Annotated in this window: 17 protein-coding genes; 6 read left to right on the forward strand and 11 right to left on the reverse strand. The window is 72.2% G+C overall.

The window, feature by feature from the left end:
- Positions 1-18 precede the first annotated feature (18 nt).
- Both ACQPXS_RS15095 and ACQPXS_RS15100 read left to right on the forward strand, forming a co-directional pair.
- A complete protein-coding gene (locus ACQPXS_RS15095) occupies positions 19-75 on the forward strand; it encodes a trp operon leader peptide (protein ID WP_115913573.1) in 57 nt (18 codons plus the stop codon).
- Between the two features lie 90 nt (positions 76-165).
- Positions 166-2,028 carry an anthranilate synthase family protein gene (locus ACQPXS_RS15100; RefSeq protein WP_433449723.1) on the forward strand — a complete coding sequence of 621 codons (1,863 nt, stop codon included), beginning with the start codon at positions 166-168 and terminating at the stop codon, positions 2,026-2,028.
- A 46-nt stretch (positions 2,029-2,074) separates the two neighbouring features.
- On the opposite strand, the gene ACQPXS_RS15105 is transcribed toward ACQPXS_RS15100, so the two are convergent.
- The 4 genes from ACQPXS_RS15105 to ACQPXS_RS15120 all read right to left on the reverse strand — a co-directional run bounded on the left by ACQPXS_RS15105 (position 2,075) and on the right by ACQPXS_RS15120 (position 5,860).
- Positions 2,075-3,103, reverse strand: a complete 1,029-nt coding sequence (locus ACQPXS_RS15105) for a 6-phosphofructokinase (protein ID WP_365326637.1) — start codon at positions 3,101-3,103, stop codon at positions 2,075-2,077.
- 111 nt (positions 3,104-3,214) lie between these two features.
- Complete coding sequence (locus ACQPXS_RS15110) at positions 3,215-3,892, reverse strand: response regulator transcription factor (protein WP_351800302.1); 678 nt, start codon at positions 3,890-3,892, stop codon at positions 3,215-3,217.
- Positions 3,889-5,097 (reverse strand): MacS family sensor histidine kinase, encoded by a 1,209-nt coding sequence (gene macS, locus ACQPXS_RS15115; RefSeq protein WP_433449726.1) that lies wholly within the window; start codon positions 5,095-5,097, stop codon positions 3,889-3,891. Before macS ends, ACQPXS_RS15110 begins: the two co-directional genes overlap by 4 nt.
- A gap of 34 nt (positions 5,098-5,131) precedes the next feature.
- Positions 5,132-5,860, reverse strand: a complete 729-nt coding sequence (locus ACQPXS_RS15120; protein WP_351801105.1) for a lysophospholipid acyltransferase family protein — start codon at positions 5,858-5,860, stop codon at positions 5,132-5,134.
- 187 nt (positions 5,861-6,047) lie between these two features.
- Here ACQPXS_RS15120 and ACQPXS_RS15125 point away from each other — a divergent pair, with 187 nt between their 5' ends.
- From ACQPXS_RS15125 to ACQPXS_RS15135, 3 genes are read left to right on the forward strand one after another with little or no spacing between them, the layout of a single operon-like run.
- The gene (locus ACQPXS_RS15125) at positions 6,048-6,827 is read left to right on the forward strand and encodes an alpha/beta hydrolase (protein WP_433449727.1); all 780 of its coding nucleotides are present in this window, start codon (positions 6,048-6,050) and stop codon (positions 6,825-6,827) included.
- Entirely contained in the window at positions 6,820-7,380 is a 561-nt protein-coding gene (locus ACQPXS_RS15130; protein WP_433449729.1) for a hypothetical protein, read from the forward strand. Before ACQPXS_RS15125 ends, ACQPXS_RS15130 begins: the two co-directional genes overlap by 8 nt.
- 40 nt (positions 7,381-7,420) lie before the next feature.
- Positions 7,421-8,137 (forward strand): TetR/AcrR family transcriptional regulator, encoded by a 717-nt coding sequence (locus ACQPXS_RS15135; RefSeq protein WP_433449730.1) that lies wholly within the window; start codon positions 7,421-7,423, stop codon positions 8,135-8,137.
- A gap of 32 nt (positions 8,138-8,169) precedes the next feature.
- Here ACQPXS_RS15135 and ACQPXS_RS15140 read toward each other — a convergent pair whose 3' ends face one another.
- From ACQPXS_RS15140 to ACQPXS_RS15170, 7 genes are all read right to left on the reverse strand, one after another.
- Positions 8,170-9,540 carry a serine hydrolase domain-containing protein gene (locus ACQPXS_RS15140; protein ID WP_433449731.1) on the reverse strand — a complete coding sequence of 457 codons (1,371 nt, stop codon included), beginning with the start codon at positions 9,538-9,540 and terminating at the stop codon, positions 8,170-8,172.
- A gap of 100 nt (positions 9,541-9,640) precedes the next feature.
- Entirely contained in the window at positions 9,641-10,423 is a 783-nt protein-coding gene (locus ACQPXS_RS15145; RefSeq protein ID WP_433449734.1) for an endonuclease/exonuclease/phosphatase family protein, read from the reverse strand.
- 127 nt (positions 10,424-10,550) lie between these two features.
- Positions 10,551-11,504 carry an ROK family glucokinase gene (locus ACQPXS_RS15150; protein WP_055705252.1) on the reverse strand — a complete coding sequence of 318 codons (954 nt, stop codon included), beginning with the start codon at positions 11,502-11,504 and terminating at the stop codon, positions 10,551-10,553.
- Positions 11,505-11,571: 67 nt separating this feature from the next.
- Positions 11,572-12,072, reverse strand: coding sequence for a DUF5304 domain-containing protein (locus ACQPXS_RS15155; protein WP_356304819.1), 501 nt, complete (start codon positions 12,070-12,072; stop codon positions 11,572-11,574).
- A 60-nt stretch (positions 12,073-12,132) separates the two neighbouring features.
- Complete coding sequence (locus tag ACQPXS_RS15160) at positions 12,133-13,308, reverse strand: ArsA family ATPase (RefSeq protein WP_433449738.1); 1,176 nt, start codon at positions 13,306-13,308, stop codon at positions 12,133-12,135.
- Positions 13,309-14,102: 794 nt separating this feature from the next.
- On the reverse strand, positions 14,103-14,543 hold the full coding sequence (locus ACQPXS_RS15165; protein WP_351800275.1) for an SRPBCC family protein: 441 nt from the start codon (positions 14,541-14,543) through the stop codon (positions 14,103-14,105).
- Between the two features lie 144 nt (positions 14,544-14,687).
- On the reverse strand, positions 14,688-15,500 hold the full coding sequence (locus tag ACQPXS_RS15170) for a metallophosphoesterase family protein (RefSeq protein ID WP_433449740.1): 813 nt from the start codon (positions 15,498-15,500) through the stop codon (positions 14,688-14,690).
- Between the two features lie 297 nt (positions 15,501-15,797).
- On the opposite strand from ACQPXS_RS15170, the gene ACQPXS_RS15175 reads away from it, so the two are divergent.
- Positions 15,798-17,594 carry an AMP-dependent synthetase/ligase gene (locus tag ACQPXS_RS15175; protein ID WP_433449741.1) on the forward strand — a complete coding sequence of 599 codons (1,797 nt, stop codon included), beginning with the start codon at positions 15,798-15,800 and terminating at the stop codon, positions 17,592-17,594.
- Position 17,595: the final 1 nt, after the last annotated feature.

A 17,595-nucleotide genomic window follows, 5' to 3' on the forward strand; every position in this document is an offset into this window, starting at 1 on the left:
TGCGGTAGGGTTCCTGCCATGTTCGCGCTTTCGATCCAGAACTGGTGGTGGACCGCTCATCCGGCGGCCCACTGACTGCGCGTACGCAAGACTTCGCGAAGGCCGCCCGAGGGGCGGCCTTCGGCGTGTCCGGGGTCGTTCCTCCTCACCGACGGAAGAGGAACCATGGACCTGGCACAGCTCCGGCACGACGACCGCCCCTTCGCCCTGCTCCGCCGCCGCACCCCGGGCCGCGACGAGCACCCGGTGGAGGTGCTGCTCGGCCCGGTGACCAGCCGCGACCGGCTCGCCGATCTCCCCGACGAGGGCCTCGCGCTGGTCCCGTTCCGGCAGATCCGCGAGCGCGGCTTCGACGTCCGCGACGACGGCACCCCGCTGCTGGTACTGACCCCCGAGGAGTCGTACGAGCTCCCGCTCGACGTGGCGCTGGCGCAGCTCCCGGCGCACGAGGTGCGCGTCGAGGGCGGCGGCTTCGACGTCGGCGACGAGGAGTACGGCGAGATCGTCGGGCGGGTGCTGGCCGAGGAGATCGGCCGGGGCGAGGGCGCGAACTTCGTGATCCGGCGCACGTACGAGGGCGGGATCCCGGGGTTCGGCCGCGCCGACGCGCTCGCGCTGTTCCGGCGGCTGCTGGAGGGCGAGCGGGGCGCGTACTGGACGTTCGTCGTGCACACCGGAGACCGGACGCTGGTCGGGGCCAGCCCCGAGGTGCACGTACGGATGTCCGGCGGGACGGTCGTGATGAACCCGATCAGCGGGACCTACCGCTATCCCGTCGAGGGTCCGACCCCGGACCGTCTCCTCTCCTTCCTCGCCGACGGCAAGGAGATCGAGGAGCTGTCGATGGTGGTCGACGAGGAACTGAAGATGATGTGCACCGTCGGCGACATGGGCGGGGTGGTCGTCGGGCCGCGCCTGAAGGAGATGGCGCACCTCGCGCACACCGAGTACGAGCTGCGCGGCAAGTCCTCCCTGGATGCGCGGGAGGTGCTGCGGGAGACCATGTTCGCGGCGACGGTGACCGGGTCGCCGGTGCAGAACGCGTGCCGGGTGATCGAGCGGCACGAGGTCGGCGGACGCGGCTACTACGCGGGTGCGCTGGCGCTGCTCGGCCGCGACTCCGGGGGCGCGCAGACCCTGGACTCCCCCATCCTGATCCGCACCGCCGACATCTCCGCCCGGGGACGGCTGCGCGTCCCGGTCGGGGCGACTCTGGTGCGCGGCTCGGACCCGGCGGGCGAGGTCGCCGAGACGCACGCGAAGGCGGCGGGCGTACTGGCGGCCCTCGGGGTACGGCCGTCCCGGCCGCGCGAGGAGCGGGAGCGGCCCCGGCTGGCCGACGACCCTCGGGTGCGGGCGGCCCTGGACGGGCGGCGGGCCGCGCTCGCGCCGTTCTGGCTGCGGATGCAGGAGCCGGTGCGGGAGCTGACCGGCCACGCCCTCGTGGTCGACGGCGAGGACACCTTCACCGCGATGCTCGCGCACGTGCTGCGCTCGGGCGGCCTGGAGGTGAGCGTACGGCGGTACGACGAGCCGGGGCTGCGGGCGGCCGTGCTCGCGCACGAGGGTCCGGTGGTGCTCGGCCCCGGCCCGGGCGACCCGGCGGACCTGGCCGATCCGAAGATGCGGTTCCTGCGGGAGCTGACCGCCGGGGTGATCGGCGAGCACCGGCACGGGGTGCTGGGCGTCTGCCTGGGCCATGAGCTGATCGCGGCCGAGCTGGGGCTGGACATCGTCCACAAGGAGGTGCCGTACCAGGGGGCGCAGACCACGATCGACCTGTTCGGCCGGCCCGAGACGGTCGGCTTCTACAACAGCTTCGTCGCCCGCTGCGACGAGGAGACGGCCCGGGAGCTGGCCGCGCACGGCATCGAGGTGAGCCGGGCGGCGAACGACGAGGTGCACGCGCTGCGCGGCCCGGGCTTCGCGGGCGTGCAGTTCCACCCGGAGTCGGTGCTCTCCCTGAACGGGGCCGCGATCGTGCGGGAGCTGGTCGGTCGGCTGCGCGGCGCGAGCAGGGCGAGATGAGCGGGCGGGCCCGGGGACGCTCGGTCCCCGGGCCCGGACCGGACTGTCAGCCGAAGAACACCCCGACCTCTTCGTACAGCTTCGGGTTCACCGTCTTCAGCTTGGCGGTGGCCTCCGCGATCGGGACCCGGACGATGTCGGTGCCGCGTAGGGCGACCATCGTGCCGAAGTCGCCGTCGTGCACGCAGTCGATGGCGTGCAGGCCGAAGCGGGTGGCGAGCCAGCGGTCGAAGGCGCTGGGCGTGCCGCCGCGCTGGACATGGCCGAGGACCGTGGTGCGGGCCTCCTTGCCGGTGCGGCCCTCGATCTCCTTGGCCAGCCACTCGCCGACCCCGGAGAGCCGGACATGCCCGAAGGAGTCCTGCGAGCCGTCCTTGAGCACCATGTCGCCGTCCTTGGGCATGGCGCCCTCGGCGACGACCACGATCGGCGCGTACGACGCCCGGAAGCGGGAGGTCACCCAGGCGCAGACCTGGTCGACGTCGAAGCGCTGCTCGGGGATGAGGATGACGTTGGCGCCGCCGGCCAGGCCGGAGTGCAGGGCGATCCAGCCGGCGTGCCGGCCCATCACCTCCACGACCAGGACCCGCATATGGGACTCGGCGGTGGTGTGCAGCCGGTCGATGGCCTCGGTGGCGATGTTGACGGCGGTGTCGAAGCCGAAGGTGTAGTCGGTGGCGGACAGATCGTTGTCGATCGTCTTGGGCACCCCGACGCAGGGCACCCCGTACTCGTCGGACAGCCGCGCGGCGACGCCGAGGGTGTCCTCGCCGCCGATCGCGACGAGGGCCCCGACCTCCAGCTTGGCCAGGTTGTCCTTGATCCGGCGGATGCCGTTCTCCGCCTTGAGGGGATTGGTGCGCGAGGAGCCGAGGATGGTGCCGCCGCGGGGCAGGATGCCGCGCACCGCGGGGATGTCGAGACGGACGGTGTCGCCTTCGAGGGGACCCCGCCAGCCGTCCCGGAAGCCGACGAAGTCATAGCCGTACTCCTGCACGCCCTTGCGGACGATGCCCCGGATGACGGCGTTGAGCCCGGGGCAGTCGCCGCCTCCGGTCAGTACTCCGACCCGCATGGAAAAGTCCCTTCACCGCGGTTCCCTGACACCGAGTCACGCTAATGGTGATTCACGTCACATCGGGAGAGGCGAGGAGGGTGATTCAGGCGTACGGCCCCGCGGCGGGCCCTACGCGTCGTCGAGTCCGCGCTCTATGGCGTACCGCACCAGCTCGACCCTGTTGTGCAACTGCAGCTTGCCGAGGGTGTTCTGGACGTGGTTCTGCACCGTGCGGTGGGAGATGACGAGGCGTTCGGCGATCTGCTTGTAGCTCAGGCCCTTGGCGACCAGCCGCAGCACCTCCGTCTCCCGGTCCGTGAGCCGGGGCGCGCCGGGCGCGTCGGTGTCCGGGGCGGGCGCGGGCTCGGAGGCCAGCCGGCGGTACTCGCCGAGCACCAGTCCGGCGAGGCCGGGCGTGAACACCGGGTCGCCGACGGCCGTACGGCGCACCGCGTCCAGCAGTTCCTCGGTGGACGCCGACTTCAGCAGATAGCCGGTCGCGCCGGACTTCACCGCCTCCAGCACGTCGGCGTGCTCACCGCTCGCCGAGAGGACGAGGACGCGCAACGCCGGGTTGTGGCCGACCAGTTCCTTGCACACCTGGACGCCGGGCTTGGCCGGCAGGTTGAGGTCCAGCACGAGGACGTCGGGGGCGGCGGCCTTGGCGCGGCGGACCGCCTGCTCGCCGTCGCCGGCGGTGGCGACCACGTGGAAGCCGGACTCGGTCAGGTCCCGGGCGACCGCGTCGCGCCACATGGGGTGGTCGTCCACCACCATGACCTTGATCGGGTCCTGCTGCTCGCTCATCGACGTCCCGCCTTCACGTTCTTCGGTACCTTCAGTTCCACTTCCGTGCCCTGCCCGGGGACGGAGACGAGTTCGGCGCTGCCGCCCAGGTCGCGCAGCCGCCCCCGGATCGACTGGGCCACGCCGAGCCGGCCCTCTCCCTCGGCCTGGGCGAGCCGGCCCTCGGGGATGCCGGGGCCGTCGTCCCGGACGGTCACCACGACCTCGTCCGGCTCGTCCTCGACCAGGATCCAGGCCCGGGCCTGCTCGCCCGCGTGCCTGCGCACGTTGTCCAGGGCGGCCCCCACCGCGGCGGCCAGCTCCCGCGCGGCCGGCCGGGGCAGCTCGACCGGCGCACCGGGCTCGGCCAGGCTCACCCGGGCACCCGCGTACGGGGCCAGCAGGGCGCGCAGGTCCATCGGCCCGTCGTCGTCCGGTTCCTCGACGGCGCGTACGACGGCCCCGGCCGCGGCGTCCTCCGACACCCGGGAGACCGGCAGCAGACCGCCGGAGACCAGGGTGCGCAGCGCCACCTCCTGCTCCCCCGCGAGCCGGCCCAGCTCCGCCGCCTCGCCGCCGATGACCGCGCCGCGGCGCTGCACCATCGCCAGCACCTGGAGCACGCTGTCGTGGATGTCCCGGGCCAGCCGCTCCCGTTCCCGGGTCGCGGCCTCGATCTCCAGGGCGCGGGCGAGGGTGCGCTCGGAGGCGCGGGCGACCTCCACGACGTAGCCGATGGCGATCGAGGCCACCCAGACCAGGATCACGTTGTGCACGGTGTCCCGGGCGGGCCGGCCGCGCTCGACCAGGTTGACGGCGGCCACGGCCGTGGAGGCGGCGGCCGCCCAGCGCCAGCCGCCCTTCAGGGCGAACGCCAGCACCGAGCCGGCGGTCCATATCGACGGCAGGGTGGGGCCGCCGCCCGCGATCCGCTCGTGGTTGTCGGCGAGCGGGGTGAGCAGGATGCCGGTGAGCGCGACGGCCAGGTCGGCGGCGAGGAAGCGCCTGGTGCAGCTCGCCGCGTTCCGCACCCTGGGCAGGGTGGCGAGGGTCCACACGAACAGGACGGCGTAGTAGGCGACGGCGATCCAGGGCCGTACGAAGTGGGAGTACGCGGTGGCACACAGGCCGATGGCGTACAGCATGGTCAGGACCCGGTAGCCGGCGAGCGCACGCCACAGCGGCAGCTCGACCGACATTCTCATCACGCGCTCACGCCTGGGCATGTCCCCCCGTCCCCCGGCCCCTCCGTAAGGCTGTCTAAGCCTCTGCCTTCTTCTCCGCCTCCGCCTTCTTCTCCGCTTCCTTGGCCGCCTTGGCCGCCTCCGCGATCTGCCGCTTGGCGGCCGTCGCGTACATGTCGACGTACTCCTGGCCGGACAGCTTCATGATCTCGTACATGACCTCGTCGGTCAGGGCGCGCAGGACGAAGCGGTCGTGCTCCATGCCGTGGTAGCGGCTGAAGTCCAGCGGCTCGCCGATGCGGATGCCGGGCCGCATCAGCTTCGGCATCACCTTGCCGGGCGGCTGGATCTTCTCGGTGTCGATCATCGCCACCGGGATGACCGGAGCGCCGGTGGCCAGCGCCACGCGCGCGAGGCCGCCGGGCTTGCCCCGGTAGAGCCGGCCGTCGGGCGAGCGGGTGCCCTCGGGGTAGATGCCGAACAGCTCGCCGCGCTCCAGCACCTCTATGCCGCTCTTGATCGCCGCCTCGCCGGCGCCGCGCGCCCCGGAGCGGTCCACCGGGAGCTGTCCGACGCCCTTGAAGAAGGCCGCGGTGAGCCGGCCCTTCACACCGGGAGTGGTGAAGTACTCCGCCTTCGCGATGAAGGTGACCTTGCGGTCCAGGACCGCGGGGAGGAAGAAGGAGTCCGAGAAGGACAGGTGGTTGCTCGCCAGGATGGCGGGGCCCTCGGCCGGAATGTTCTCCAGGCCTTCCACCCAGGGCCTGAAGGCGACCTTCAGCGGCCCCCCGATGGCGACCTTCATCGTGCCGTACAACACCCGCTTGCCTCCTGTTTCCGTCGAACAGACCTTAACCCTTCGGGAGTGCCAAAGGCCCCGACGACCCTGGTCGGTGTCAGTGCGGTCGCGTACGGTGAAGCACATCCGCACGTTTTCCTCACGCCGCCGCCGTCCACCGGTGGGGCCCTCTTCAGGAACAGGAGCGTCGAAGGTGCCGGTCCTCCCCGGAGCCGAGCCGTACCGCCACCAGGGCGGGGAAGTGGGGGTCCTCCTCTGCCACGGCTTCACCGGCTCGCCCCAGTCGCTGCGCCCCTGGGCGGAGCACCACGCGGCGCACGGCCTGACCGTGTCGCTGCCCCTGCTGCCCGGCCATGGCACCCGCTGGGAGGACATGCAGGTCACGGGCTGGCAGGACTGGTACGCGGAGGTGGACCGCGAGCTGCGCATCCTCTCCGAGCGCTGCTCCCGGGTGTTCGTCGCGGGCCTGTCGATGGGCGGCGCGCTGGCGCTCAGGCTGGCCGCCCGGCACGGCGAGCGGGTCACGGGCGCGGTGGTCGTCAACCCGGCGAACAAGGTGCACGGCCTGTCGGCGTACGCCCTTCCGGTGGCCCGCCATCTCGTGCGGACGACGAAGGGTATCGCCAGCGACATCGCCAAGGTGGGCGCGGCCGAGCTGGGCTACGACCGGGTGCCGCTGCACGCGGCGCACTCGCTGCGGGTGTTCCTGCGCCGGCTGGACGGCGAGCTGCCCCAGGTCACGCAGCCGTTGCTGCTGCTGCGCAGCGCCCAGGACCATGTCGTGCCGGCGGCCGACTCGGCCCGGGTGCTGAGCCGGGTGTCGTCCACCGACGTGACGGAGATCGTGCTGGAACAGAGCTACCACGTGGCAACGTTGGACCAGGATGCGGACCGGATCTTCGAGGAGAGCCTCGCCTTCATGGGCCGGCTCGCACCCAGTCTCGGCAAGGAAGGGGCGGCCACAGGTGGCTGAGCACGAGTCCGACCGCGAGGACCGCGAGCCGGACGAGCAGAAGGTGCCCTTCGACGAGGACGCCGCCTGGCGGGCCATCGTCGCGGGGTTCGGCGAGGAGCCGCCGGACCCGCCGGGCGCCCGGCCCTTCCGGTCGGTGGAGGATCTGGCGCTGCCGGAGCCGGAGCCGGAGAAGGACGCCGAGAGCGACACCGACAAGGCGCCGGCCCGGCCGCTGGGCAGCTCGGTGTCCTTCGCGCCCGGTGTCGGCCCGCGCGACCACAACCCGCCCGAGCCGTCCGAGGACGACTTCGACGAGGACGACGAGGGCCACTTCGTCCCGCCGGAGCCGCCACCGCTGCCGACCGCCGACACCACGGCGAAGTTCGCCTGGCTGGGCGTCGTCGGCGGCCCGGTCCTGCTTCTGCTGGCGGTGCTGCTCGGCTGGGACATGACCTGGTGGCTGACGACCCTCGGCATCGGCGGCTTCCTCGGCGGCTTCGCCACGCTGGTGATGCGCATGCGCACGGACGACGAGGAGGACGACGGCCCGGGCCGGGGCGCGGTGGTCTGAACTTTGTACAGGTCGTGCGGGGCTCACCTATGGTGAGCCCATGCCGCGCGACACCCTCACCCAGGAACAGATCGTCCGGACCGCCGTGGAGCTGCTGGACGACGAGGGCCTCGAAGGCCTGAACATGCGAAGCCTGGGCAAGCGGCTCGGGGCCGCGGCGACCGCCGTCTACTGGCATGTGAAGAACAAGGACGACCTCGTCCTGCTCGCCGCGGACCGGGTGTGGCAGGAGATCGAACTGCCGGCGCTCGACGCGGACGACTGGCGGGAGACCGCCACGGTGACGGCCGACCGGCTGCACGCGATGCTCGTACGGCATCCGTGGCTGGTGCAGGCGATCGGCTCCCATCTCCTCTACGGCACCGGCAAGGCCCGTTACGACGACCATCTCCTCGGCGTCTTCGAGACCGCGGGGTTCACACCGCAGGAGGCGGACCGGGCGGCCGGGGCGCTGGTGACGTACGTCCTGGGCAACGCGCTCGGCACCTCGGCCGTCGCCTCCCTGACCCGGAAGCTGCGGCGGGCCGGGGAGGACGCGGAGGGCATGCTGTCGCAGACCCTGGCCAAGGCGGCCGAGGTGGCGGAGCCGTTTCCGCGGTTGCGCGAGCGGCTCGGGACGTCGGCGGCCGCGGAGTACGGGGAGGCGCCCGACGGCAGCTACGCGGCGGGGTTGCGGGCACTGCTCGACGGGCTGCGGCCGGGCGGAGCGGACACGGCGCCCGGTACCGCCCGAACGGCCGGGGACGCTGCTCGCTGAGAGGCGCCCCTCCCCCAGAGGGGCGCCTCTGGTCAGACCCGGGTGAAGAGGCGGCCGGCCAGGTCGACCCCCGTCACCGTGCCGTCGTCCGCGCGCGAGAAGAAGCCCTTCTGCCCCTTCAAGCCCCCCTCCGTGACGATGTACTCGTCACCGTCCCCGGGCAGGAAGCCGATGCCCGCGGCCGGATGGTCCGGCGGCATCTCCACGTCGGACGCCGCGCGGATCTCCGGCTTGATGCCGACGGCCAGCGTGAGCCGGCCGGCCTCCAGCGCGATGTCGAGGTTCATCGCGTCGATCTCGTACCGCCCGGCGACCTCCCCCGCCCGCTGCTCGTCGTACGGCAGCGGCTCCGGTTCCCGCTCGACCACATCGAGGAACAGCTCCAGCGCCCGCTTCAGCACCGCCTGGTTGAACTGGTAGCCCTCCGGGCCGCAGTTGGTCAGCGAGACCACGGCGAAGTCCCGCTCCGGCACCAGCAGCAGCTCGGCGAACTGCCCGTTGCCCGAGCCCCCATGGCCGACCGTGCGCACGCCCTCCACGTCCCGCAGGAACCAGCCGATGCCGAAGGCGTCGCCGAGCGTGCTGCCCCGCAGTTCCACGGTCGGTTCCTGCATGCGGCGCAGCGTCTGCGCGGTCAGCAGCCCCTCTACCTCGCCGAGCTGGAACCGCGCCCAGCGCAGCAGGTCGCTCGCCGAGGAGACGACACCGCCGCCGGGGTTGTTGCCGCGCAGTCCGGCCCGCCGTGACTTCCAGGGGCGGGCGAGGGTGAGGGAGCCGTCCTCGGCGCGGTTGTGGCCGACGGCGAAGCGGCGGACCACGACGTCGTCCAGGTCGAAGACGGTGTCGGACAGGCCCAGCGGCTCCAGGACCAGTTCGGCCAGCGCCTGCTCGAACGGCAGGCCGGTGACGTTCTCGACCACGCGGCCGAGCAGGTTGTAGCCGGCCTGGCTGTAGGAGGCGCGGGCGCCGGGCGGAGCGATCAGCGGCAGCCGGTGCAGCTGTCCGACGAACGCGGCGAGCGAGCCGTCGCCCTCGTCCGCGTCGACCAGGTTCCAGTCCAGGCCCGCCGTGTGGTTGATCAGGTTGAGCACGGTGATCCGGGCGGCGGTCTCCTCGTCGGCGAGGCGCAGCTCGGGAACGTACCGGCGGACCGGCACGTCGAGGTCGACCCTGCCCTGCTCCACGAGCCGCATCAGCGCGGTCGCCGTGAAGCTCTTGCTGACCGAGGCGATCGGGAAGAGCGTGTGCTCGTCGATCGGCAGGGGGTGATCGACGTTCGTCACACCCTGGCTGACATGGATCTCCTCGTCGCCGATCAGTACGGCGACGGCGGCCCCCGGCACCCCGAACTCCTTCGACGCCGCCTCAACGAACGCGGCCAGCGCCTCACGCTTCGCGGACATCGGTTCCCCCTCCTGGTCACTTGAACTAAGTGCAATCAGGACTGTAGGTGGGCGGGGCAAGACCCACAAGGGGTTTTCTGTACTTAGTTCAAGTAGGGGCTCACGCCACCGGCACGCGCAGGGCGGCGAGGACCGGGAGATGGTCCGTGGCCGCGGTCAGGTCGGCCCGGGTGACGCCCGGCCGGGCATGGGGGTCCCCCCGCTCGGGCGAAGCCGAGAGTGGGAGAGGGACCCCGCAGCCGAGCACCTCGATGCCGTTGGTCGCGAAGACGGCGTCGATACGCTGCGGGGGGTCACTGTGCGGCCAGGTGTCCGCACCGCCCCAGGGCGCCACGGCCCGGCAGTCCTGGAGGCTCGCGGAGAGCAGGCGGAAGGCGGAGCCCTCCGGGCCTTCGTTGAGGTCGCCGCCGGCGATGGCGTGCTCCACGCCCAGGCCGGCGAGCCGGTCGAGGAGCATGGCGGCCTGCTCACGGCGTTCGTCCCGCTGCAGGCTCAGATGACAGCTGAGCAGGCCGACGCGGGCGGCACCGAAGCGGACCACCGCCGTGGCGAAGCCGCGCCGGTGGAGTCCGGGGGTGAGCGGGAGGAGCACGTCCTCGGTGCGCTCGACGGTGGCCCGGAGCGAGCAGAGGATCGCCGGGCCGGCCGCCGTGGCTCCGCCGGTGAGGATGACCTGGCCGGAGGCCGCGGCGAGGCGGGCGAGCTTCTTGCGCCAGCGGAAGAAGCGGGGGGCTTCCTGGACGAGGACGACGTCGGGGGCGCAGGCGGTGATGATCCTGGCCAGGGCGTCGGTGTCGTCGCGCATCGAGCGGATGTTGTAGCTCAGGACGCGGATGACGGGTGAACCGTCTGGTTCGGTACGGGAGTTGGGGAGCAGCTCCATGTGGATCAATGTACGCCCAACAGCCCGGGGCGCGAGGTCCGTGTGCGACTGCCGGCTCGTCGTGGCTTGTCGCGCGGTTCCCCGCGCCCCTGGGTAGGCACGGTTGCTCCTCAGTGAAGCACTGCTGTCACATGATCGGGTCGGGCTCGCGGGCCAGGTCGGCCGCGCCCACCAGGCCCGCCTTGTTGCCGAGCTGGGCGGCGATCACGTCGGCCACCGGGCGCCAGTTGCCGCCGACCAGCCAGCGCTTGTAGGACTTGCGGATCGGGTCGAGGACCAGTTCGCCCTCGTCGGAGAGGCCGCCGCCGACGATGAACGCGGACGGGTCGAAGAGGGAGGCGAGGTCGGCCAGGCCCGCACCGGCCCAGCGGGCCAGCTCGCGGTAGGAGTCGACGGCGACCGGGTCGCCCTGACGGGCGGCCATGGAGATGTGCTTGCCCTCGATGCCGTCGGGGGTGCCGTCGCCGAGGCCGAGCAGGATCTCCGCGTTCTCCGGGGTGGCGTTGGCGCGCTGCTTGGCGTATCTGACGAGCGCGCGACCGGAGGCGTACTGCTCCCAGCAGCCCTGCGAACCGCAGCCGCACAGCAGGCCGTCCGGGACCATCCGGATGTGACCGAACTCCGCGGCCACGCCGAAGTGGCCGCGGCGCAGCTTGTTGCCGATGATGATGCCGCCGCCGAGACCCGTGCCGAGGGTGATGCAGATGACGTTGCGGTGGCCCTTGCCGGCGCCGAACTTGTACTCGCCCCAAGCGGCGGCGTTGGCGTCGTTCTCGACCACGACCGGGAGGCCCACGCGGGCCTCGACCTTCTCCTTCAGCGGCTCCTGGCGCCAGTCGATGTTCGGCGCGAAGTACACCGTCGAGCGCTGCCGGTTGACGTAACCGGCCGCACCGATGCCCACGCCGACGATCTCGTGCCCGGCGCGCGCGCCTTCCACCGCCGAGGCGATGGCGTCCACGATGGCCTCGGGCGTGGTGGGGGTCGGCACCTTGAAGGTCGAGAGGATGTTGCCTTCCTCGTCGACCACGCCGGCCGCGATCTTGGTGCCGCCGATGTCGACGCCGATGGTGAGTCCCATGAATCCCTCAGTTTCGGTCGAGCCCCGCTACGGCCCACCGTACCCGAGGCCCTGCCGTGAAAGCGCTTCAGTCCAGGTCGATCCGCTCCCCCGGGCCGGTGCCCTCGCCCTTGTCCCGCCGGTCTTCCCGGCCCTCGTGGGTCAGGTCGTCGGCCGTGCGGGCGGTCCAGCGGCGCTCCTGGGCCTGGACGGCGGAACGGTAGGCGGCGAGCAGTTCGCCGCCGGCCGCGGCGAGGTGGTCGAAGACGTCCGGGTTGCGGTCTATGACGGGCTCGACGGCGGCCTTGGCCTGCTGGACGACCTGGCGCACGACCTGCTGGGCGGCGGGTCCGGCGAGGCCTCCGAGGAGCGGTGACGGAAGGCCGGACAGCTTGTCGGCCACCGTCTCCACGAGTTTCTTCAGTTCCTCCGCGGCCGAGCCCGGCTGTGGGCCGTACTCGGCGTGGCGGCGGGCCTTCTCGGCGGCGAGGTCCTCGGCGCAGGCCGTGGCCCAGGCGTCGGCGTCGGTCGCCCGCCCCTGTGCCTCATATTCCTCATACGAGTCGGATGCGGGACGCTCTTCGCTCATGGCGGACTCCTGACTACGGTTCGCCTTTACGACGTTACCCGAACAGGCGTGCCCGGATCATCACTGTCCGGTGGCGGGCCACAGGTCGGGGTCCGGGGCGAACCGGACGCGCAGTTCGCCCTCGCGCAGACCGGCCCCGGCGACGGTGCAGCGGCGCAGGGCGGAGGGCAGCGGGACGATCCGCCGGAACGGGCCCACGGTGATCACGAGCTCGTCGCCGCGCCGGATCAGATCGAGTTCGTCCCGTATCGCGCCGGGCAGCGGGATGTGCCAGACCAGGACGCCGTCGTCGCTCCTGCGGTCGGTGACGGGCCACTCGACCGGGGCGGGCGCGGGGTTGACGGACGGTACGGCGAGGGCGGTGAGGTCGTCGGCGCCGCGCGGGTCGTGGCCGAGGTGCGGGACGGGGTGGACGTCGTACGACTGCTCCTGCCAGTCGGCGAGTGCCTTGCGCTGCTGGGCGAGGAGTCCGGCGAGCAGGCTGTCCGGGTCGGCCTCGGGCAGGGTGCGGTTGGCGATCAGGGCCTCGGTGCGCAGACCGCGCAGGGCGAGGCCGAGGCCGGCGGACCGTACGGCCTCGGCGCCGGCCGGGCCGGGTTCGGCGACCAGGCGTACGGCGGTGTTCCGGTCGGTGAGGACGGCCTCGACGGCGGCGAGTTCGACGTCCCAGCGGGCGGCCGTCTCGTACAGCCAGTCGGACGGCATCGGCACGCCGGCCAGCCGGCCGAGGACCGGACGCAGGGCGCGGGCCGCCTGCCGCTCGGGCGGGAGGAGACGGCGCAGATAGCGGCGCAGCTCCTCGGGGAGGGCGAGCAGGGCGAGGGCCTGCGGCAGCGGCGGGAGGTCCACGACGAGCAGGTCGTAGCGCTCGGACAGCGCCGCGTCCCTGACGGCCCGCAGGAAGCACAGTTCCTCGGCGCCGGGCAGCGGGGTGACCTCCTCGGCGTCCAGCCGGGCGGCGCCGAGCAGGTCGAGGACGGTGGCCGCGCGGCTCTGGAAGGCGGTGAGGTCCTCCTGGAACCGGGCGGCCGCGTCGGGACGCCAGGTGGTGACGTTCTCGGTGACCTCCTCGGGCACCGGTCCTGTCGCGAAGCCCAGCGCGGCGCCGAGGCTGTCGGTGCGGTCGGCACTCAGGAGCAGCGTGCGAACGCCCTCGCCCGCGGCGCGCTGTGCGGTGGCGGCGGCGACGGTCGTACGCCCGCTGCCGCCCGGGCCCGTGATCAGGATGGTGCGCATGAGGCTGAACGGTAACGGAGGCCGGGGACAGGGGGCGTTGACCGGCCCCCGAAACACGGCCGCCCGGCTGCGGGCCGCGCCCCGGCACCGACGGGGTACCGCCCACACCCACCGCGCCGCCTGGGGGTCCCTGGGCCCTCAAGGGCATTGGGGGGAGGCACGACTGCCTGCGGATGAGCGGGTGAGCGCGGGCGCGGATGGGCGAGTGGGTGCGGGCGCGGATGGGCAAGCAGGGGCGTTTGGCCGCCGCGGCCGGGCAGGACAGGGCGCGGCCCGTAGCCGGACGCCACAGGTGACGACCCGGCGGATGCGGCAGCGGCTGCACACGGCGGATAGCGACCCGGCTGTCGGCGGTACGCGGGAGCCGCACACACCCGCAGCTGGGCGAGTGGGTGCGGCCGCGAATGGGCGGGCGGAGCGCGGCGCATGGCCGCCCGCGGCTGGGCAGGACAGGGCGCGGCCCGCAGCCGGACGCCACAGGTGACCACCCGGCGGTCAGCAGCAGGTGCGACACCCGCGGCTGCACACGACGAATAACGACCCCGCTGCCGGCCGCGCGCGGGAGGCTTGATCACCCACCGGCCGGGCGGGACAAGGTGCGGCGCGCAACTGGACACCACACGTGACAACCCGGCGGTCCGCGGCGGATGCGGCACCCGCGGCTGCACACAACCGATAGCGACCCGACGGCCGATCGCGACTCGGCGCGTGGGTGCGGGCTCGGCGCGTGGCCGACCGCGGCTGGACACTCCGGGTAGCGGCACGATCGCTCGCGCCGCCGTCGGGCGGGTGGGCTACTCGGCCGACTCGACCCTCTTCTTCAGGCCTGCCAGGGCTCGGTCGATGATGACCTTTTCCGCCTTGCGCTTGATCATGCCGAGCATGGGGATCTTGACGTCCACGGTGAGGAGGTAGGTGACCTCCGTCGTGGCGGGGCCCGTGGGCTTGAGGATGTACGAGCCGTCCAGGGCGCGGAGCATCTGGGACTTGACCAGGGTCCAGGAGACCTCGTTCTCGCCGGTCCAGGTGTACGCCAGCGTCTGGTCGTCCTTGATCGCCCCCGCGTCCATGACGAGCCGGACCTGCTCGGCGCGGCCCTGGTCGTCGGTCTTGAGGACCTCCGCCTCCTTCACCTCGCCGGTCCAGTCCGGGTAGCGGGCGAAGTCGGCGATCACCCCCATGACGTCGGCCGGTGCCGCCTCGATGGTGATGCTCGAGCTGGTGTGTTCCGCCATCGCCGTGGCTCCTCCAGATGCGGGCCGGTACAGAGGTCGTCGTGCGCACGTGTGTGCAGCGTGAAGGCTACCGCGCCGCCGACCTGCCGCCTTCACCCCATGTCCCACGCATCGCCGACCGGTCGCCGGCGCGTCACCAGGGGATCACCATTCGAGCGCCCAGGGCCTCCCCGTCCCGGCGAAGTGGCCCACGTTCACGCACTCGGTCACGCCGATCCGCATCCGCCCCGCGAGCGGCTGATGGACATGCCCGAAGAGCGCGTAACGCGGCTTCGTGCGGCGGATCGCGGCCAGCAGGGCACGGCTGCCGCGCTCGAAGCGGCGCGCGACGGTGTCGTAGACCAGCTCGGGGACCTCCGGCGGGATGTGCGTGCACAGCACGTCGACCTCGCCGACCGCCTCGATCTTCGCCGCGTATTCCTCGTCGCTGATCTCGTACGGCGTCCGCATGGGCGTGCGCAACCCGCCGCCGACGAAGCCGAAGGTCCAGCCGCCGATCTCCACCCGCTGGCCGTCGAGCACGGTGGTGCCGGGGTGGGCGTACTCCTTCCACAGTGGCGGCATGTCGACATTGCCGTAGGTGGCGTACGTCGGGGTCGGGAACGCGGCGAACAGCTCGGCGTACTGCTTGCGCACCGCCTTCTCGATGGCCGCGGCCCGGTCCATGCCGATACCGGCCCACAGCCGGGCGCCGAACTCCCGGGCCTCCTCGAACCGGCGGGCGGTGCGCAGCTCGACGATGCGGTCGGCGTTCTCCCTGCCGAAGAGGTCGGGGAAGATCCCGCGCGAGTGGTCGGCGTAGTCCAGGAAGAGGACGAGGTCGCCCAGGCAGATCAGGGCGTCCGCGCCCTCGCCCGCGCGGGCCAGGTCCCGGGCGTTGCCGTGCACGTCGCTGACCACGTGGACGCGTGTCCTGCGCTTTCCGGCGTTTCGGTCACCGGAGCGTGTGGGTGCCATGGTGATCAAGCGTAGGCGTGTGGGATGTGCGTGAACAGTGTCGGTCCGGCCTGCGGTTACTCGCCGGTCGCTTCGGCCGTGGACTACTGTGCGCGAAGGAACGCCAACATGTGTGACGCAGCGAACATCTCACCGGGAACCCCTGTCCGGAACGCCATACCGGCGGGTAACGTCCGGGCAGTCCAGTCGTGCTCTGGATTTTCAACAGCTGAATTCCCGAGCACCTGCCCGAGCCTTGGACCGCACCGTCGCATCACACAGTGTCGTGGCGCCGGCGCCCTATGAGGAGCAGCAGTCTTGCGCGAGTTCAGCCTTCCGGCTTTGTACGAGGTCCCTGCGGACGGCAACCTGACCGACATCGTCCGCAGAAACGCCGCGCAGCATCCCGACGTCGCCGTCATCGCCCGCAAGGTGGGCGGCGCCTGGCAGGACGTGACGGCCGCCGCCTTCCTCGCCGAGGTGCGCGCCGCCGCCAAGGGTCTCATCGCCTCCGGCGTCCAGCCCGGTGACCGGGTGGGCCTGATGTCCCGCACCCGGTACGAGTGGACCCTGCTCGACTTCGCGATCTGGAGCGCGGGCGCGGTCACCGTGCCGGTGTACGAGACCAGTTCGCCGGAGCAGGTGCAGTGGATCCTGTCCGACTCGGGCGCGACCGCCTGCATCGTGGAGCTGCCGGGCCACGCCGCGGCCGTGGAGTCGGTGCGCGAGACGCTGCCCGCCCTCAAGCACGTCTGGCAGATCGAGGCCGGGGCTCTGGAGGAGCTGGGGCGGCTCGGCCAGGGCGTCTCCGACGAGACGGTGGAGGAGCGCAGCTCGCTCGCCCGGGCCGACGACCCGGCGACCATCGTGTACACCTCCGGCACCACGGGCCGCCCCAAGGGCTGTGTGCTCACCCACCGCAGCTTCTTCGCCGAGTGCGGCAACATCGTGGAGCGGCTGCGCCCGCTGTTCCGTACCGGCGAGTGCTCGGTCCTGCTGTTCCTGCCGCTGGCGCACGTCTTCGGCCGGCTGGTACAGATCGCCCCGATGATGGCGCCGATCAAGCTGGGCTGCGTCCCGGACATCAAGAACCTCACCGACGAGCTGGCCGCCTTCCGGCCGACGCTGATCCTCGGTGTCCCGCGCGTCTTCGAGAAGGTCTACAACACGGCGCGCGCCAAGGCGCAGGCGGACGGCAAGGGCGCGATCTTCGACAAGGCGGCGGACGCCGCGATCGCCTACAGCAAGGCGCTGGACAGCGCCTCCGGCCCGTCGTTCGGCCTGAAGGTCAAGCACAAGGTCTTCGACAGGCTGGTCTACAGCAAGCTGCGGGCGGTCCTCGGCGGCCGGGGCGAGTACGCCATCTCCGGCGGCGCCCCGCTGGGCGAGCGGCTCGGGCACTTCTTCCGGGGCATCGGCTTCACGGTGCTGGAGGGCTACGGCCTGACCGAGTCCTGCGCGGCGACCGCGTTCAACCCGTGGGACCGGCAGAAGATCGGCACGGTCGGTCAGCCGCTGCCCGGCTCGGTGGTGCGGATTGCGGACGACGGCGAGGTGCTGCTGCACGGCGAGCACCTGTTCAAGGAGTACTGGAACAACCCGGGCGCGACGGCGGAGGCGCTGGCCGACGGCTGGTTCCACACCGGTGACATCGGCACCCTGGACGAGGACGGCTACCTCAGGATCACCGGCCGGAAGAAGGAGATCATCGTCACGGCGGGCGGCAAGAACGTGGCGCCCGCGGTGATCGAGGACCGGATCCGGGCGCACGCGCTGGTCGCGGAGTGCATGGTGGTCGGCGACGGGCGGCCGTTCGTGGGCGCGCTGGTCACCATCGACGAGGAGTTCCTCGGCCGTTGGTGCGCCGAGCACGGCAAGCCGGCGGGTGCCACCGCGGCGTCGCTGAAGGACGACCCGGATCTGAACGCCGCGATCCAGGCCGCGGTCGACGACGGCAACGCCGCGGTGTCGAAGGCGGAATCGGTGCGGAAGTTCCGCATTCTGTCCTCCCAGTTCACGGAGGAGTCGGGCCACCTCACCCCGTCGCTGAAGCTCAAGCGGAACGTGGTGGCGAAGGACTACGCGGACGAGATCGAGGCGATCTACGCGAAGTAGC

The sequence above is a fragment of the Streptomyces sp. CA-142005 genome, assembly GCF_050942335.1.
Classification (GTDB): domain Bacteria; phylum Actinomycetota; class Actinomycetes; order Streptomycetales; family Streptomycetaceae; genus Streptomyces.

Excerpts from the sequence above, each read along its gene's own strand:
- ACQPXS_RS15150 (WP_055705252.1), bottom strand. The coding sequence starts at position 11,504 with ATGGGACTCACCATCGGCGTCGACATCGGCGGCACCAAGATCGCGGCC.
- ACQPXS_RS15105 (WP_365326637.1), bottom strand. The coding sequence starts at position 3,103 with ATGCGGGTCGGAGTACTGACCGGAGGCGGCGACTGCCCCGGGCTCAAC.
- ACQPXS_RS15120 (WP_351801105.1), bottom strand. The coding sequence starts at position 5,860 with ATGAAGGTCGCCATCGGGGGGCCGCTGAAGGTCGCCTTCAGGCCCTGG.
- ACQPXS_RS15100 (WP_433449723.1), top strand. The coding sequence starts at position 166 with ATGGACCTGGCACAGCTCCGGCACGACGACCGCCCCTTCGCCCTGCTC.
- ACQPXS_RS15155 (WP_356304819.1), bottom strand. The coding sequence starts at position 12,072 with ATGAGCGAAGAGCGTCCCGCATCCGACTCGTATGAGGAATATGAGGCA.
- ACQPXS_RS15165 (WP_351800275.1), bottom strand. The coding sequence starts at position 14,543 with ATGGCGGAACACACCAGCTCGAGCATCACCATCGAGGCGGCACCGGCC.
- ACQPXS_RS15170 (WP_433449740.1), bottom strand. The coding sequence starts at position 15,500 with ATGGCACCCACACGCTCCGGTGACCGAAACGCCGGAAAGCGCAGGACA.
- ACQPXS_RS15110 (WP_351800302.1), bottom strand. The coding sequence starts at position 3,892 with ATGAGCGAGCAGCAGGACCCGATCAAGGTCATGGTGGTGGACGACCAC.
- macS (WP_433449726.1), bottom strand. The coding sequence starts at position 5,097 with ATGCCCAGGCGTGAGCGCGTGATGAGAATGTCGGTCGAGCTGCCGCTG.
- ACQPXS_RS15160 (WP_433449738.1), bottom strand. The coding sequence starts at position 13,308 with ATGCGCACCATCCTGATCACGGGCCCGGGCGGCAGCGGGCGTACGACC.
- ACQPXS_RS15140 (WP_433449731.1), bottom strand. The coding sequence starts at position 9,540 with ATGTCCGCGAAGCGTGAGGCGCTGGCCGCGTTCGTTGAGGCGGCGTCG.
- ACQPXS_RS15135 (WP_433449730.1), top strand. The coding sequence starts at position 7,421 with ATGCCGCGCGACACCCTCACCCAGGAACAGATCGTCCGGACCGCCGTG.
- ACQPXS_RS15145 (WP_433449734.1), bottom strand. The coding sequence starts at position 10,423 with ATGGAGCTGCTCCCCAACTCCCGTACCGAACCAGACGGTTCACCCGTC.